Source organism: Bacillus ectoiniformans (genome assembly GCF_016908875.1).
GTDB classification, from domain to species: Bacteria; Bacillota; Bacilli; order Bacillales; family Domibacillaceae; genus Bacillus_BX; species Bacillus_BX ectoiniformans.
Genome location: NZ_JAFBES010000002.1, coordinates 140,646 through 155,569 on the forward strand (window position 1 = coordinate 140,646; position 14,924 = coordinate 155,569).

Annotated in this window: 16 protein-coding genes and 1 riboswitch; of the genes, 3 read left to right on the forward strand and 13 right to left on the reverse strand. The window is 39.8% G+C overall.

What is annotated here, in order from left to right; translation table 11 throughout:
• Positions 1 to 19 precede the first annotated feature (19 nt).
• Both sufU and JOC78_RS03825 read right to left on the reverse strand, forming a co-directional pair.
• Positions 20 to 457 (reverse strand): Fe-S cluster assembly sulfur transfer protein SufU, encoded by a 438-nt coding sequence (sufU, locus tag JOC78_RS03820; RefSeq protein WP_204553157.1) that lies wholly within the window; start codon positions 455 to 457, stop codon positions 20 to 22.
• Between the two features lie 66 nt (positions 458 to 523).
• Complete coding sequence (locus tag JOC78_RS03825) at positions 524 to 910, reverse strand: (2Fe-2S) ferredoxin domain-containing protein (RefSeq protein ID WP_204553159.1); 387 nt, start codon at positions 908 to 910, stop codon at positions 524 to 526.
• Between the two features lie 179 nt (positions 911 to 1,089).
• Between JOC78_RS03825 and dcd the strand changes: the two genes are divergently transcribed.
• Positions 1,090 to 1,662, forward strand: coding sequence for a dCTP deaminase (gene dcd, locus JOC78_RS03830; RefSeq protein ID WP_204553160.1), 573 nt, complete (start codon positions 1,090 to 1,092; stop codon positions 1,660 to 1,662).
• Between the two features lie 795 nt (positions 1,663 to 2,457).
• On the opposite strand, the gene spoIIP is transcribed toward dcd, so the two are convergent.
• Positions 2,458 to 3,600 carry a stage II sporulation protein P gene (gene spoIIP, locus JOC78_RS03835; RefSeq protein WP_204553162.1) on the reverse strand — a complete coding sequence of 381 codons (1,143 nt, stop codon included), beginning with the start codon at positions 3,598 to 3,600 and terminating at the stop codon, positions 2,458 to 2,460.
• A gap of 364 nt (positions 3,601 to 3,964) precedes the next feature.
• Between spoIIP and JOC78_RS03840 the strand changes: the two genes are divergently transcribed.
• The gene (locus JOC78_RS03840) at positions 3,965 to 5,557 is read left to right on the forward strand and encodes a multicopper oxidase family protein (protein ID WP_204553164.1); all 1,593 of its coding nucleotides are present in this window, start codon (positions 3,965 to 3,967) and stop codon (positions 5,555 to 5,557) included.
• Positions 5,558 to 5,845: 288 nt separating this feature from the next.
• Here JOC78_RS03840 and JOC78_RS03845 read toward each other — a convergent pair whose 3' ends face one another.
• The 6 genes from JOC78_RS03845 to JOC78_RS03870 form a co-directional block, all read right to left on the reverse strand.
• Positions 5,846 to 6,169, reverse strand: coding sequence for a hypothetical protein (locus JOC78_RS03845; protein ID WP_204553166.1), 324 nt, complete (start codon positions 6,167 to 6,169; stop codon positions 5,846 to 5,848).
• Between the two features lie 28 nt (positions 6,170 to 6,197).
• Positions 6,198 to 6,941 (reverse strand): amidohydrolase family protein, encoded by a 744-nt coding sequence (locus JOC78_RS03850; RefSeq protein ID WP_204553168.1) that lies wholly within the window; start codon positions 6,939 to 6,941, stop codon positions 6,198 to 6,200.
• A 117-nt stretch (positions 6,942 to 7,058) separates the two neighbouring features.
• Complete coding sequence (locus JOC78_RS03855) at positions 7,059 to 7,364, reverse strand: hypothetical protein (RefSeq protein ID WP_204553169.1); 306 nt, start codon at positions 7,362 to 7,364, stop codon at positions 7,059 to 7,061.
• 72 nt (positions 7,365 to 7,436) lie between these two features.
• Complete coding sequence (locus JOC78_RS03860; RefSeq protein ID WP_204553170.1) at positions 7,437 to 7,847, reverse strand: DUF3139 domain-containing protein; 411 nt, start codon at positions 7,845 to 7,847, stop codon at positions 7,437 to 7,439.
• Between the two features lie 156 nt (positions 7,848 to 8,003).
• Positions 8,004 to 9,290: an NCS2 family permease gene (locus tag JOC78_RS03865; RefSeq protein ID WP_420829896.1), complete on the reverse strand. Its 1,287-nt coding sequence runs from the start codon at positions 9,288 to 9,290 to the stop codon at positions 8,004 to 8,006.
• 199 nt (positions 9,291 to 9,489) lie between these two features.
• A complete protein-coding gene (locus tag JOC78_RS03870) occupies positions 9,490 to 9,951 on the reverse strand; it encodes a YoqH family protein (protein WP_204553171.1) in 462 nt (153 codons plus the stop codon).
• Positions 9,952 to 10,041: 90 nt separating this feature from the next.
• Between JOC78_RS03870 and JOC78_RS03875 the strand changes: the two genes are divergently transcribed.
• A complete protein-coding gene (locus tag JOC78_RS03875; protein WP_204553172.1) occupies positions 10,042 to 10,815 on the forward strand; it encodes a YwqG family protein in 774 nt (257 codons plus the stop codon).
• A gap of 49 nt (positions 10,816 to 10,864) precedes the next feature.
• Here JOC78_RS03875 and ribH read toward each other — a convergent pair whose 3' ends face one another.
• Genes ribH through ribD form a run of 4 tightly spaced genes read right to left on the reverse strand, consistent with a single transcriptional unit; the run spans position 10,865 to position 14,340 of the window.
• A complete protein-coding gene (gene ribH, locus JOC78_RS03880; protein ID WP_204553173.1) occupies positions 10,865 to 11,335 on the reverse strand; it encodes a 6,7-dimethyl-8-ribityllumazine synthase in 471 nt (156 codons plus the stop codon).
• Between the two features lie 45 nt (positions 11,336 to 11,380).
• Positions 11,381 to 12,574, reverse strand: a complete 1,194-nt coding sequence (locus tag JOC78_RS03885; RefSeq protein WP_204553174.1) for a bifunctional 3,4-dihydroxy-2-butanone-4-phosphate synthase/GTP cyclohydrolase II — start codon at positions 12,572 to 12,574, stop codon at positions 11,381 to 11,383.
• 23 nt (positions 12,575 to 12,597) lie between these two features.
• Positions 12,598 to 13,245 carry a riboflavin synthase gene (gene ribE, locus JOC78_RS03890; protein ID WP_204553175.1) on the reverse strand — a complete coding sequence of 216 codons (648 nt, stop codon included), beginning with the start codon at positions 13,243 to 13,245 and terminating at the stop codon, positions 12,598 to 12,600.
• 3 nt (positions 13,246 to 13,248) lie between these two features.
• Positions 13,249 to 14,340 (reverse strand): bifunctional diaminohydroxyphosphoribosylaminopyrimidine deaminase/5-amino-6-(5-phosphoribosylamino)uracil reductase RibD, encoded by a 1,092-nt coding sequence (ribD, locus tag JOC78_RS03895; protein ID WP_204553176.1) that lies wholly within the window; start codon positions 14,338 to 14,340, stop codon positions 13,249 to 13,251.
• A gap of 144 nt (positions 14,341 to 14,484) precedes the next feature.
• Positions 14,485 to 14,627: riboswitch (FMN riboswitch) on the reverse strand.
• Positions 14,628 to 14,924 lie beyond the last annotated feature (297 nt).

Below are 14,924 nucleotides of genomic sequence, written 5' to 3' on the forward strand. Positions count from 1 at the left end.
TGTTCTCTCCTAGTTTTAATTAATTTTGATAATTTTCTTCCGCATTTAAAATCTTATGCAAAGCTTGCCACGTCATTAATGCACAGTTGTGCCGCGCTTTTAGCGCATGTACACCTTGAAGGGACAGGCTATCACCCAGCAGTTCTTCTTGATCAGTCTCTCCTGTTCGGATTAACTCTTCGAATGCTTTTCTCATTGTGCTGATTTCTTTAATTGACTTGTTCTTTATTAGTTCTGACATCATCGAGGCTGAAGCCATACTGATACTGCAGCCTTCCCCAATAAAGGCTGCTTTCTTTACTACCTCTTGTTCTATATCTAAAAAAAGTGTCATTGCATCACCGCACGTAGGATTTTTATAGTGAGCTTTCTTAATATGGTCACCAGTCAGCCTTTCGTAATTTCTCTTATGCTTATAGTGATCCATTATGACTGTACGATAGAGATGATCTAACAAGCTATAGCTCCCCTTTCTAGAAATTTTATTGATGATTGTGTGCAATTAGCAAAGTACACACCCTTCTTACTTAGAAACCTTAAGAACTGCTTCTTTTTCTTTTTCTACACCGGCAATCACTCCGGCTGCTCGTGTAAACCCATGCTCGTTAAATGTATGGCTCAGTTTCTCCGCATAATCTTGCCCATTTAACACTGAATCGATAAAAAGAGCTGCTTCCACAGGCTTCAAATCCTTATACCATGTTCCTTTTGGGTAATCGATCACCACGCACTTATCATGGCACCTACCATTACAGCGTGTTCGAGTCGTATGAATAACATCATCTGCATTTCTCTCCGAGATTTCTTTGCGGATGGCTTGTGTTAACTCCTCAGCTCCCACATTATTACAGCTGCTTCCGTTGCAGATGAATAGATGGTTCGTTGTTTTACTTAAATTCCATGTCGCCATATTTGTCCTCCCCTTGGGCAAAAAATGCTTAAACGTATTTCTATCAAAACATAATTGGTACTTGTTTAAAATTCATAGAAATGATAGATTATGAATACCCATTATAAATCGTAACGGTTACGTTTTACAAGTTTCATGCCACTTACTATTTTTTTTAATATTCTTGGAGGTTTTTATTTATGATTCTTTCTTACCAATCTATTCAAAGCAGGCTTATGGATCATGAGCTGCAAATCACACCTATTACACAGCCTCAATTCCAGCCCGCTTCTGTTGATTTGCGTTTAGACAATCATTTCTTAAGCCTTGATGAAACATCTGTCCCCTGCTTATCCTTGGATAGCAAGGCGAACTATAATGAAGTGTTTACAAAGAAAATGATTATTCCTCCTCATGGTTTTGTGCTGGGGACAACGATGGAATGGGTAAAGCTCCCTAATGATCTCACAGCGTTTGTGGAAGGAAGAAGCTCCATAGGCAGGTTAGGTCTTTTTATTCAAAATGCCGGCTGGGTCGACCCGGGGTTTGAAGGAAACATTACTCTTGAACTTTATAATGCGAATCACGTCCCCATTGAACTAAGTGCGGGCAGACGGATATGCCAGCTCGTATTTGCTGAATTAGATCAGGCCGCCCCGCCTTATAGCGGAAAATATACTGGTCAAACTCTGGCTCATGAAAGCAGAATTTATCTTGATGAAGAGTGCAGAGAAGAGAGACATCATCGGAAAGCATTTAAAGAATTTGATTGACGGAAAAAATAGAATGATAGAGGCCTGTAATCTATTATTGCATTCCACTGTCATTTACTTTATGCGAAAGAAAGTATTTATGGTAAGTTGAAAAGCCATCCCCTGAATTGGGAATGGCTTTGGCTGGTACTGAATTAAATTGCGTAATGCTTTATTCCATTGGGTTAGTCTTGCATACTGTTTCTTATGTCTCCGTTCAGTTCCTCCAAACCTTCTTGAATCCAAGATTGGCCCTTTCTGATTACACCCTCTACTGTGTATCTGATTTGGTCAAAGGTGACGAAATAAGATATTTTCTTTAAGCGCTCTTCTACCCTAGAACACCCTAGAGATTGTAGCAAATCCCTTGTAATTCCTTTACCACAGTCCTCCATGATTTCTGTTTTGCATCATGGAATATATGTAGGGCCTTAGATTTAAGATTTATTGCAGGCACATCCATACTTTCCGCAAAAATCAATAGGAATGGAATGCAGTTGTTTAATAAATATAGAAAGTGCTTGCACCAGATTTTTCACTTGATTTCGGTTAAATGTTGCAATTGAATCTTCTTCTAACTACTCCTCGGGAAGCTTTTATATCCTACAAAATACAGCCCGTTCTCCTGTTTAACAAAACCAAATACTGGGATGGACAAAGATACTTTCGAATTTATATAAGACAGCATTTTTACTTCCTTTTCTAAATCTATGGATGAAATCTTATTTTACCACTAGCATACAGTGATGGTTTGCCCTGCGGCTAAAAGGGTTAAGTTTTTTCTACTATACTTAATCTTCATAATCAAAAAGCAATTCAATTTTCACTGCTCACTTTTTCTGCTTCACGGTAATATTGATTGATGACATCCGCAAAAGCTTTAGCCGTGTTATGTAATTCGTCTATGTTGTTATCGACCCCTCCCATTTCAACAAGAATGGATCTTTTCGATAGATCTTGGTTGTATACGCCATCTACACCCTTCCCGCTTTTTCCAATGACCCCTCTGCTTATATGAGGGTATTTTTTCTGCAGAATTTCATGAAGAGATTTTGCTATTTCAAGATTTTCTTCGTAGTTCGGATTATTTTTTCCAACAACAAACACGACTTTAGCGTATTGGTTATTATGAATCTTTACGGTAGTGTTCTTCTTACGTAAAGAATCTCTATGAAGATCAATGAAATAATCTAATTCTTGATTTTTGGAAATAGCTGTTTGAACTAGGGCACGGGAGACTTTATAGGATTTGGGTGTTTTCCACCCTTTCTTTTTCAATTCTTCTCCCATGTTTGTTTTGTCTACCGTTACTCCCAGCCCTAATTTTTCCATTTCTTTCCCCAACATTTCTCCCACTATCGTGATATTAGTTTTAGAATCAACTGCTTTATTCACATTTGGATTTCCTTCAAGCCCTAACAACGGAAGATATGATTCCCAGCTATGAGTATGATAAATATAAAAGTTTTTTCGCTGAGGAATATTTGGCTTTCCGTCAGTGTTTGGGTCTTCGGTTTTTGTTAATTGATCTTTGGCTATTTCGACCTTATTTAATATATCTTCTAGCGGAGGCGAAGACTCGGTTGGAAGGGTAGTAAAGTTTGTTCCTTTCCCTGAAATAATAATTTCATCTTTAAAAATATTAAATCCCGGCATCTCATTTCCCACTAAGCTGCGGACATCCCCTATATTTACATTAGTAGCTAACTCGAATCCAAGAGAGATCATAGAAGTTTGTTCCTTTTTTAAACTGTCTGAGGAAAACGAGGGCATTTCAGCACCTAACATCGTAACAAGTATTTGTGAAGATACTGTTCCAATATTTTTTTGCAAATAAGAATGAACGGCTTGTCTTTCTTTTGAAAAGAAGCTTGCAGCGAGAATGAAAGTGATTATTACAAATAATAGAATGGTTATTAATAAGGAGAGATTAGAGATATTTCTATTTTTATTAGCCATGTTTCACCTTCTCTTTTATTGCTATTAATAAAGGTTATGCAATGACTTAAAAAACTGATGACAAAAAATTCTCTCAACAAAAAAATTATTTTATCCTTCTTTTTGCCTTTAGCAGATGAAACAGATAAATGACCAGGACAAACGCTGTGGCGAAAGAGCAGCTTCAGGTGAGCAAGCTGAACAGTGTAATGAAAGTAATTAGAACATTTTTATAATTGTAGTCATCCCTTCTACGCGCCATAGTAAAAGGCAGATTTTATTAATTGAACTTAAAAAATCCTTAAAACGGTAACCATTTCTGCAAAGAATCTTCAAATTTACTATCTATACTGATGATACATCATTAAAAATTGGAGGAACAAATATGAAAAATTATTGGTTAAGTCTTATGATGGCATTATTTGCAATCATTGGCGTTGCCTGCTCTAATTCTGAGAGCATGGAAGACCATGACATGTCCAAAATGAATGAATCTGAGAAGGCACAGCATACGAAGGACACTGACAGTAAAGGTACAACAACGAAAGAAACCGAAATGAAAACTGGAAATGAATTTACCATTACAGCAAAAGAGGCAATCCATACATTTAATAAAGATACCTCCCTGCCTGTCTGGACTTATGATGGTTCTGTTCCAGGCTCGCAAATAAGAGTAAAACAAGGAGAGCAATTAAAAATAAATTTAAAGAATGAACTTTCTGAACCTGTTACCATACACTGGCATGGACTTCCGGTTCCGAATAACCAAGATGGTATTCCCGGTGTAACTATGAATGCAGTTCAGCCCGGTAAAACTTTTACGTATGAGTTCACCGCTGCCGTTCCTGGTACTTACTGGTATCATTCACATCAAGAAAGCGTAAATCAAATTGATAAAGGATTGTATGGAACATTGATCGTAGAAGAAAATCAAGAAAAAGCAGACAGAGATTATACTCTTGTTTTAGATGAATGGATTAGCAACCCCGAAATGGCCAACATGGAAATGGGGAATGAAAACATGGAAGGAATGGATCATTCCGGCATGGATATGGGAGAGTCAGAGGGAGACATGAAGGATATGCATTCTTCTGGCATGAACATGGAAAGCCATGATATGAGCATGTACGATTTATATACAATCAACGGCAAAAGTGGTGAATCGGTTTCTCCTCTTACCGTAAAAAAAGGAGAAACAGTTAAACTGCGTTTGGTAAACGCCGGATATATGTCTCATAAAATTCATTTACATGGCCATAAATTCAAGGTGACTTCTTCAGATGGCCAGCCAATTGAAAACCCAGATGAACTGGAGGATTCTTTAGTAGAAATTGCCCCTGGAGAACGCTATGATTTAGAATTCACGGCCGACAGTCCTGGTACTTGGTTAATAGAATCACATGATGAAAGCAATGCTGCTAAAGGGATGAAAGCAGAAATTGTGTACGAAGGAACAGATGACAAGAAGGATCAAACAAGAGAAACGGAACAGCTGCCTGTATTAGATATTACGAAATATGGTAAAAATCAGTCTTCTTCGGTAAAGAATCAATATGATGTTGAATATACAATGGATTTAGGCACGTCCATGGGGAAAGAGGGAATGGTTTATACAATTAACGATAAAGTATATCCGGAAACGGAGCCATTAGATGTAAAAAAGGGCGATTTAGTAAAGGTGACTCTGAAAAACACCTCTAAATCAGACGATCATCCTATGCACTTGCATGGTCATTTCTTTCAGGTCTTAAGCAAAAATGGCAACCCTGTTGAAGGCTCTACAATTATGAAAGATACCTTAAATATCAAGCCCGGAGAAGAATATGTCGTTTCTTTCAAAGCCGACAATCCCGGCAATTGGATGTTCCACTGTCATGACTTACATCATGCATCTGCTGGAATGGTTACTGAGGTCAAATATAAAGACTTTATATCAGATTTTGTACCGGACCCAAACGTTAACAACCAACCTGAGTAACCTATAATTTCTTGCCAACAAGTGTGCATACCCTAAAAAATGATTCTGCTGCCAGCCCTGCAGCATTTCTTGAAAATCAAATGCTGAACTGGGCGGCAATCGACCGAAACTCATGATCCATGAATCATGAGTTTCATTGTCTTCATATGCAAGAGACAGCAGTATGGAAGATCGAGGTGAAAATGATCTAAATTTCTTCTGTGAACATAAAATTGAGAGAAAAAAACAGATGCCGGCATCCTTATAGAAAATACGATTGTTTCCTTCTAATAAAGTTGACCTATTTGTCTACATAAAATACTCTTTATAGTAATAAAAAGTGGCTATTCCAGCTAACACCGTATATAAAATGGCGGCATAAAAAGCGCTCGTTGGACTAAATTTTTGATTTTCTTCCTGTTTTAATTTTATTCCAGTCTGCGACTGCACTTTCATTTCAAGATTCCTGCTTGTATATCCCCCTGAACTGTTGAAAAAATAAATGCCTGCTGCACCGATCAGTCCGGTGACAAAAGCGTAATCAATAAATAAAACACCGAAAACAGCATGAATGATAAAGTTGAGCATTCCTAAAACCGCGATCGTCAGTAAAAAACTGATCCACTTATTCATCGCCTTCCTCCAGTCCACTTATAAGCTATCATTTTCTATACCAATTTACCGCATTTGAATACATGATCTTTTCAGCTGATTGTTCATCAAATAGAGAATAAATCAGATGGATGTCTTCCTCATTGAACCGTCTTCTTGCTCTCGTAGAAGGCAAATCGGTTCCAAACATTAAGGCGTTTGGATTCACGTCATAAATACTTTTTAATGCAGATGCTACATTTAGCTGAACCCGGCCAAACCCTGTAGCTTTTACTCGAACGCCCTTGTCCACAAGCTTAAGCAAATGCGGCAACCCTGTTTCAGACAGCCCTAAATGATCAATAGAAACGGCAGGCAGATCCTTAATAATAGGCGCGATTTCCGGCAAATCTTGAGCATCCATATATAACTCACTATGCCATCCCACTAGGTTATATACCCTTTTGGCAAAATAGTCGAGCTTTGATAAATCTTCTGACCCGCCTCTTATAATATTAAACCGCAATGCTTTTATCCCGTTTTTATTTAAATGGAGTATTTCTTCATCTGTTGCTGTAAAAGGCAATTGCGTGACTCCGCAAAAAGCTGGGCCCATTTGTTGAAGTGCATGCAATAAATACTCTTGGTCAAACCCTTGGAATGACCCGGATACGATCGCACCGCCTGCCACATGCAGGTCAGCCGTTTCGTGTTGATAATCTTCTACTTTATAATCGGGAGGCACATACTCTTGATTCACTGTAACAGGAAAGTTATAGTCAATAATATGAAAGTGCGCATCAAAAATTCTCACGTTAGTCCTCCTACTGTTCTCTCATTTATGATGAATGACAAGCCGCACCCCTAACATTTATCACACCAGCTGCAGGCTGACTTTCCTCTGGTGAAGTTTCATCCACTCTTCCGATAATTAAAGTTCACCATAGTATTCTGCAAAATATAAAAATCCAACTTTCTTTACAAGATAGTTTCTTAACTCACCTTGTGTAGCTTCTTCGATTGGAGGTCTTGTTAAGGTATACGCTTTGGCATTTAATTCAGCAAATTTTTCTTGATCCACTTCGTTATGATAGGTATCTTCAATAATTCCTGAGTAGATAGCCGCTTTTGGGTAACCCATGATAAATACTTGTGTTCTTAACGCCAGGCTTGGTGTTATATGCAATATAATAAATGCTGCTGCCAGAGCTGCCATAATCATTGCTTTTTTCTTCATAGAATATCTCCTAAACTAGCGTTATTGTTTATATGTTCTGAACTCCTGAATTGCAATTTCTTACCTTCATAATTAGTCTCTGTTATCAAGAAAATTCACACATTTTTTCTCACTATGCTTAGTCTTAGAAACGACCATATCGCTCACACCATTTGCTGACAATACGTCCTTTTCACAAAATTGTTTCACTTGCTTCCCTTTTTTAGTTACACCGTAAAAATACCTTGTATCAGGTTCGTCTATAAAAACTACCATGTAATGCCCATGATAAAAATCTTTATTGATTAAGTATTTCGGCTCTCCGTAATCAGATACTTTGAGCTGTCCTTTTTCATACCCTATTTCCTCTAAATGTTCTGGAATATACTTATTTGCTATATATTTCGTATAGGGATTTCCGTTGTTTAATACATATACAAACCCTATGGGACTAGCAATCAAAATAATACTAAACAGTAAAATAACTTTTGTTCTTTTGTTCATCCAGATCCTCCTATTACTTCTATTATAATCCAATTATTCTCATAAATCACATCATAATCTTTATATTTGGTTATTGCTTAGAATACTCCGCTATGAAAAACTATGATCAAGCTTTAAACAAAAGAAAAAACCGGCACGAGGCCGGTTTTAGTCGATCTATATATAATGCAAGACAAAGTTTATGAAAAACAAAGCAGAAATGACATATAAAGCCGTCGAGACCTCTCGTGCCTTTCCTTTAAACACCTTCAGGATCGGGTATAAAATAAATCCCATCGCAATTCCGTCCGCAATACTATAAGTAAAAGGAATCATCACAATAATAAAGATCGCCGGGAATGCTTCTGTCAAATCAGACAAGTCTAAATGACGGATATTCTGAACCATCAATCCACCGATGATGATTAGCACCGGGGCAATCGCCATATCCGGGATCCACTTCATATATGGGATAAAAAACACAGACACGAGGAACAGAGTCCCGGCAGTCAATGAAGTCAAACCGGTTCGTCCGCCTGCGGCAATCGATGCCGTGCTTTCTACAGTAGACACCGTCGGACTGGTGCCAAAGATTCCCGATAGAAAAGCGGAAGCGGCATTCGCCTGCAGTGACCGTTTAAATTTATCAGGACGGCCAGCGAAGTCGGTATGCCCATGCACAAGTCCAATATTCTCAAATACCAATACCATCGTTAACGAAAAAACCGCGATTAGAAAAGGAAGCTCCACCCATTTCTCTAATGAAAAGGCGCCAAATACTCCGCTATAGGACGCAACAGAAAAGGGTTCACCTTCTGCTTTTGGCAACAATCCAAAAACGGCAGCTGCCGCAGTTCCAAATAAGATCGTGGATAAAAATCCGCCCGGCCAGCCTTTTAAAAAAATGATAATCGCAACGATCAGCGTTAAAAGGGTCACTAGCACATGCGGGTCACTTAAATTGCCTAGCGCAATTAAAGAATTGGTTCCCTTTACGACTATTCCGCCCTTTTCCAGACCAATTAACATCAGGAAGAACCCTAATCCAACAGATATAGCTTCCTTTAATGTGTTCGGTATTGCCGCATTGAGCAATCCCGCTAATCTTGTAACCGATATGATGAAAAATAGAATACCTGATACGAATACGACACCCAGGGCTTCCTGCCAGGTAAGACCCATTGATTGCACAAACGTATACGTAAACATCGCATTAATTCCCATTCCCGGAACAAGCAAGATTGGGGCGTTTGCCCACAATGCCATGATCAAACATCCAACAAAAGATGTCAAAATGGTGGCGAGCACCGCACCCTCAAAGGGAACACCTGCCTCAGACAAAATCAGTGAATTAACGGCCACAATATAAATAATTGTAAAAAACCCTACGACTCCAGCCATCATTTCTCTTTTCACACTTGTTCCGTGCTCTCTTACTTGAAAAAATCCTCCGTTCATTTTCATAATACATGTACCTCTCGTACAGCGCCCTCTCCCTACCCGCTTATTCTGCTTTCGCAGATCAGCCACAAAGAGTATTGTACCAAATGCTGCTATCGTTCTCAATATAAAGGTCAGACGTCTTTCTTCATTTTCTGCACAAATTATTTCCAGTTCTTAACCACGGGTTAAAAATTTTATTTTGAATTTTGCACAAAGTGTATTACTTACGGTGGATTCTAGTTAAAACAGCTGGCCCATATTCTCCTGTGCTCGAATGATATGGTCTAATTTCAATTTTTGACGGCCTAATATCCGCTGAATGATCTTCATTTTTCCCCGCCCAAATCTGATCTTTTTTAAGATGGATCTTTTGCAAAGGAAAACTGCTGAGTATTTCATCTGGAACGTAAGCGACCGCTTCATACCCATTAAACATGCCGTAAATTTCTGGGTCGGGCAAATGGATCGCATGTACACTGATGCTTGTACGCCAATCTTTCTTGTTCAGATGAATATCGGAAACCATGGCTGCTCCTTTGCTGTTGCCGCTCTTTCCTTTTGCATCTTGAAGCAGATAAAGAGAATCTTTTGTCGGCATCGACATTTGATCTGCTTCCACTTTATTAAATATGATTAAAAAAAGCGTACATACAATAAGGATTTTTGCTGTTTTCTTTAGCATTTTTCATCCTCTTTCCCTGTTCAGATTGTAAATTTATCCAAACAAACATGATATAATTTATTTATATTTTGGCTAAACAGGAGGAATTTTATGAGAGATTTTGTTGAAAAATTAATTAAAAAGCATCAGCTTGAGCATAAAAGACAAGAAATATTGGCAGAATTATTTACTTGTATCTCTATTCAGCCTGTACCGACTGAAGATTTAGCAACGGGCCGCTCGAAGTTTGGCGGCACACCTGATCTACCGGACAGTTTAACCTATCCTACCTACAAAAATGTGCCGTTAAATTTTATCGCCCAGCTAAATTTAACAGAAATGGCGGAATTAAATTACCCTAACAATCCACTTCCTGCAGCCGGATTCCTTTATTTCTTTTATTACGATAACTGGGAAGAAGATGAGGACGTGATTTATGGAGAGCCTGACCAAAAGGAAGGCTGGCGCGTGTTGTTTTTTGATGGGGATCTATCAGAACTGTCTCCTGTATCAAAACACTCGAACCCTTATCCGCAATGTGAAATGAAGTTTGAGGTGAGAGAAAAGCTTGACTACTTCTTTATGGAACCTGAAGAAGATGAGGAAAAGCTCATCGAATTAATGGATGAGATATACCAGGAAGAAGAATCGGCTCACCAAACGCTTGGCATGCCAACGTCTGTTCAAGGCGAAGTGTTTGAAGAAGTGAGTGATTATGTAGATGCCGATGAAGATGACATGGTTTTATTGCTGCAAGTAGATTCTGATGAGGAGAACTTGGATGTCATGTGGGGTGACATGGGTATGCTGTATTATTGTATTTCAAAACAGGATCTTGCCGACAGGAAATTTGAGCGTACATGGTTTAGTTTTCAATGCCATTAACGAAAAGAAAGGAGTGACGATTGAACGTCACTCCTTTGTAATGATTACATTAAATCTCTAGGTTTTTCACTAAGTTAGCCATTTCAATAGCTGTCGCAGCCGCTTCCCAGCCTTTATTGCCAGCTTTTGTTCCGGCACGCTCGATCGCCTGTTCAATCGTATCAGTCGTTAATACGCCGAAAATCACAGGTACGCCAGAATCCATCGCCGCTTTTGACACGCCTTTCGTTGCCTCGTTGCTTACATATTCAAAGTGAGCCGTTGAACCGCGAATCACCGTACCTAGCGTAATCACTGCATCATATTTGCCGCTTTCAGCCATTTTCTTTGCAATCAATGGAATCTCAAATGCGCCCGGTACCCATGCAGTCGCGATATCTTCTTTGCTTACTCCGTGACGAACGAGTGCGTCTTCTGCTCCGCTTAACAATTTCCCTGTAATAAATTCATTAAAACGGGCCACAACGATCCCGACTTTTAAACCAGTACCAATTAAATTTCCTTCAAACGTTTTGCTCATTCTTATTCTCTCCCTTATCTGCTTCATTTTTATAGTGTTTTAACATTACATTTTTAATAAGTGGCCAAGTTTAGAGATCTTCGTCTCCAAGTAATGACGGTTTTCGTTTTTTGGCGGCATTTCGATTGGCACGCGTTCTACCACCTCTAAACCGTATCCTTTAAGTCCGGCAATCTTACGAGGGTTATTAGTTAAAAGCCTCATGTTCTTCACGCCAAGGTTTCTTAAGATCTGCGCACCAATTCCATAATCACGAAGATCATCTGCAAAGCCCAGCTTTTCATTGGCTTCAACTGTATCATAGCCTTCTTCTTGCAGCTTATAAGCTTTCAGTTTGTTGATCAGCCCAATTCCGCGTCCTTCTTGCCTCATGTAAAGAAGAATGCCTTTGCCTTCGTTTTCAATTTGGCGAAGGGCTGCTTCAAGCTGAGGTCCGCAGTCACAGCGGCAGGAGCCAAATACATCACCCGTTAAACATTCCGAGTGGACTCTGACAAGGACGGGATCGTCTTCACTGATTTCTCCTTTAACCAGTGCGACATGGTCTTTACCGGTAACAACTTCAGTAAACCCAACCGCTTGGAACATACCATACTCTGTCGGAAGAACGGTTTCCACTTCACGCTTCACCATCTCTTCATGATTGCGTCGATAGGCGATTAAATCTTCAATCGTGATTAATTTCAGATCCAGCTGTTCCGCCATCTCAAGCAAGTCCGGAAGCCGCGCCATCGTTCCATCTTCTTTTAAGATTTCACAGATCACACCCGCATGCTTGGCTCCTGATAACCGCGCTAAGTCGACTGCTGCTTCTGTATGACCTGCCCGTTTTAACACTCCGCCACTTTTAGCAATCAGGGGAAAAATATGTCCCGGCTGTTTGAAATCCTGCGGTTTTGACTCAGGATTCATCATCTCTTGTATAGTATTCGCCCGCTCAAAGGCGCTAATTCCCGTATGAGTTGAAATATGGTCCACACTGACAGTGAAAGCCGTCCCATGACTGTCTGTGTTGTTTTCAACCATCATTTTTAAGTCCAGCTGCTTTGCTTTCTCTTCTTCAATTGGCACACAGATTAAGCCGCGGCCCTCTTTCGCCATGAAGTTGATCATTTCAGCGTCGGCAAATTCAGCTAACCCTACAAAGTCTCCTTCATTTTCCCGGTCTTCATCATCGACAACGATAATGACTTTTCCTTTTTTTAAGTCTTCTATAGCTGATTCAATTGATGCAAACATATTTCTTCCTCCCCCGTTCAAATTTAGGCAAACCCATGTTTCGTTAACAAGTCCATCGTCACGTTTGATTTAGGTTGCTCTTGTCGATTTTCTAACATTCGCTCAACATATTTTGCCAGCATATCGCATTCGATATTTACCGGCTCACCGATCGCTTTATTCGCTAGAATCGTTTCTTCCTGCGTGTGCGGAATTAACGAGATCGTTAATTGCTTTTCATCGACATGAAAAATCGTTAATGACGTGCCGTCTAGACAAATGGATCCTTTTTTTAGTAAATAACGGCCGAATGGTTCCGGATACGTTATATCCATATATAAAGCATTTTCATCTGTTTTTTTACCAGCGATGACACCGACTCCGTCTACATGCCCAGATACGAAATGTCCTCCGAAGCGTCCATTCGCACCCATAGCACGTTCAAGATTGACTTTGGATCCTCTTGTCAAGATGGATAAAGACGTCGATTTAAACGTTTCGGGCATGACATCAGCGGTAAATCTTGTGTTGGTAAAGCTTGTTACCGTTAAACAAACTCCATTGACGGCGATACTGTCGCCGAGATGAACGTCTTCTAACACTTTCTCTGCAGCAATGGAAAGTTCAAGAGAACGGGCTCCCGCTTTCACCTGTTCTACTATGCCTATTTCTTCAATGATTCCTGTAAACAATCGTCACCCCTCCTTTTTAAGTGAAGCCGTAATTTTCAAGTCAGGCCCTAACAGTTCAACAGCTTCAAATTGCAGGGGAATCGCTTCATTCATCAGAGGCAGCCCTTCTCCGCCAAAAGCGGTCGGAGCAAGCTTTCCGCCTATTAATTTGGGAGCCATATAGATTAATAACTGCTGGAATGATCGTTCTTGAAAGAAGGAAGCATTTACTTCGCTTCCGCCTTCAACTAGCAGCGTCATAATGCCTTGCTTTCCTAATTCCATCAATACATTTTTAACGGAGATAAAGCTTTGTTGAAGCCGGATGACCTGAATCCCAATATTGCTTAACTCTTGTTCCTTGACATTACTTGCATCATATCCGCAAACAACGATGGTTTCTGCTTCTTTATTAATGATGACATTTGCTTCTAACGGTATGCGTAATTGAGTATCTAAAATAATTCGAATGGGGTGTTTTCCTCCCTGGGGCAATCGGGTGGTGAGAAGGGGGTTGTCCTGCAGAACGGTATTGACACCTACTAATATGGCGTCGTGCTGGTGTCTTATCAAATGAACATCTTCTCTTGCTTGTTCGCTTGTAATCCATCGGCTATGTCCTGTATAGGCTGCTGTTTTGCCATCGGCTGTTATGGCTGTTTTCATTGTGACGAATGGGGTGTTTGTTTGAATAAAATGAAAAAATGGTTCTAATAATGATCTGGCTTCTTTCTCACAGATGCCTGTGAAGACTTCAATGCCTGCTTCTTGCAGCTTTCTGATCCCCCGGCCGCTTACTTGTGGGTTAGGATCCACTGCAGCTATGTACACTCTTTTCACTTTGCAGGCGATGAGCAGATCCGCACAGGGCGGTGTTTTTCCATAATGAGAACAAGGCTCCAAAGTGACATACACATCCGCGCCAATGGCTTCATCACCCGCATCATTTAGGGCATGCACCTCTGCGTGACCCTCTCCAGCTTTTAAATGCGCACCCATGCCTACGACTCTTCCTTCCTTCACTACTACAGCGCCAACGGGCGGGTTCGGTGAAGTCTGGCCTTTGACTCCTTCAGCAAGGGTAAGGGCTAATTTCATATAATGTTCATTCATCATGCTTGCCGTACTCCTTTATTCTTTTTTCGTCAATGAAAACTCCTGTTTCACAGCCAATGAAACAATAAAAGCCCCGTATTTATACAATACGGGGCGTTAATAGCAAAACTAAATAAACGTTTTAAAGTAAATGTTTAAAAACGTTCCATCCTTCTCCCATCCAGACTTTCACTGTCGGCTTCGGAATTTCACCGAATCCACCGCAAGCGAATACTTGCGGGTCACGGACTAAGAGCAAATCACTCATCACCGCCGGTAGGGAATTTCACCCTGCCCCGAAGGATACTCTATTCGATTATGATCTTATTATCTATGTTATAGTGCATTTATGTCAAGGTTTTAAATGTTCTGATTATGATTGGATTTGATCTGGAAATGAACATTTTTGGTGAATTTGGTCAACAATGTTTTAGAATACAAATGACAAAACTATTAACAGTCTATAAATAATTAAAGAATCTTTTTCGTCATGCGTGTGAATTTTAGCTAACACCTCAGCCGTTACCCCTTATAAGTTCTTGTTGTTCCACTATTTTTTTCATTCGAGGATTAGCCGCTATTTGCCGGATAGCAACCGTATATGT

Bases quoted from the DNA above. Each gene is read 5' to 3' on its own strand.
- JOC78_RS03825 (WP_204553159.1), bottom strand. From the start codon at position 910: ATGGCGACATGGAATTTAAGTAAAACAACGAACCATCTATTCATCTGC.
- dcd (WP_204553160.1), top strand. From the start codon at position 1,090: ATGATTCTTTCTTACCAATCTATTCAAAGCAGGCTTATGGATCATGAG.
- spoIIP (WP_204553162.1), bottom strand. From the start codon at position 3,600: ATGGCTAATAAAAATAGAAATATCTCTAATCTCTCCTTATTAATAACC.
- JOC78_RS03840 (WP_204553164.1), top strand. From the start codon at position 3,965: ATGAAAAATTATTGGTTAAGTCTTATGATGGCATTATTTGCAATCATT.
- JOC78_RS03845 (WP_204553166.1), bottom strand. From the start codon at position 6,169: ATGAATAAGTGGATCAGTTTTTTACTGACGATCGCGGTTTTAGGAATG.
- JOC78_RS03855 (WP_204553169.1), bottom strand. From the start codon at position 7,364: ATGAAGAAAAAAGCAATGATTATGGCAGCTCTGGCAGCAGCATTTATT.
- JOC78_RS03860 (WP_204553170.1), bottom strand. From the start codon at position 7,847: ATGAACAAAAGAACAAAAGTTATTTTACTGTTTAGTATTATTTTGATT.
- JOC78_RS03865 (WP_420829896.1), bottom strand. From the start codon at position 9,290: ATGAAAATGAACGGAGGATTTTTTCAAGTAAGAGAGCACGGAACAAGT.
- JOC78_RS03870 (WP_204553171.1), bottom strand. From the start codon at position 9,951: ATGCTAAAGAAAACAGCAAAAATCCTTATTGTATGTACGCTTTTTTTA.
- JOC78_RS03875 (WP_204553172.1), top strand. From the start codon at position 10,042: ATGAGAGATTTTGTTGAAAAATTAATTAAAAAGCATCAGCTTGAGCAT.
- ribH (WP_204553173.1), bottom strand. From the start codon at position 11,335: ATGAGCAAAACGTTTGAAGGAAATTTAATTGGTACTGGTTTAAAAGTC.
- JOC78_RS03885 (WP_204553174.1), bottom strand. From the start codon at position 12,574: ATGTTTGCATCAATTGAATCAGCTATAGAAGACTTAAAAAAAGGAAAA.
- ribD (WP_204553176.1), bottom strand. From the start codon at position 14,340: ATGATGAATGAACATTATATGAAATTAGCCCTTACCCTTGCTGAAGGA.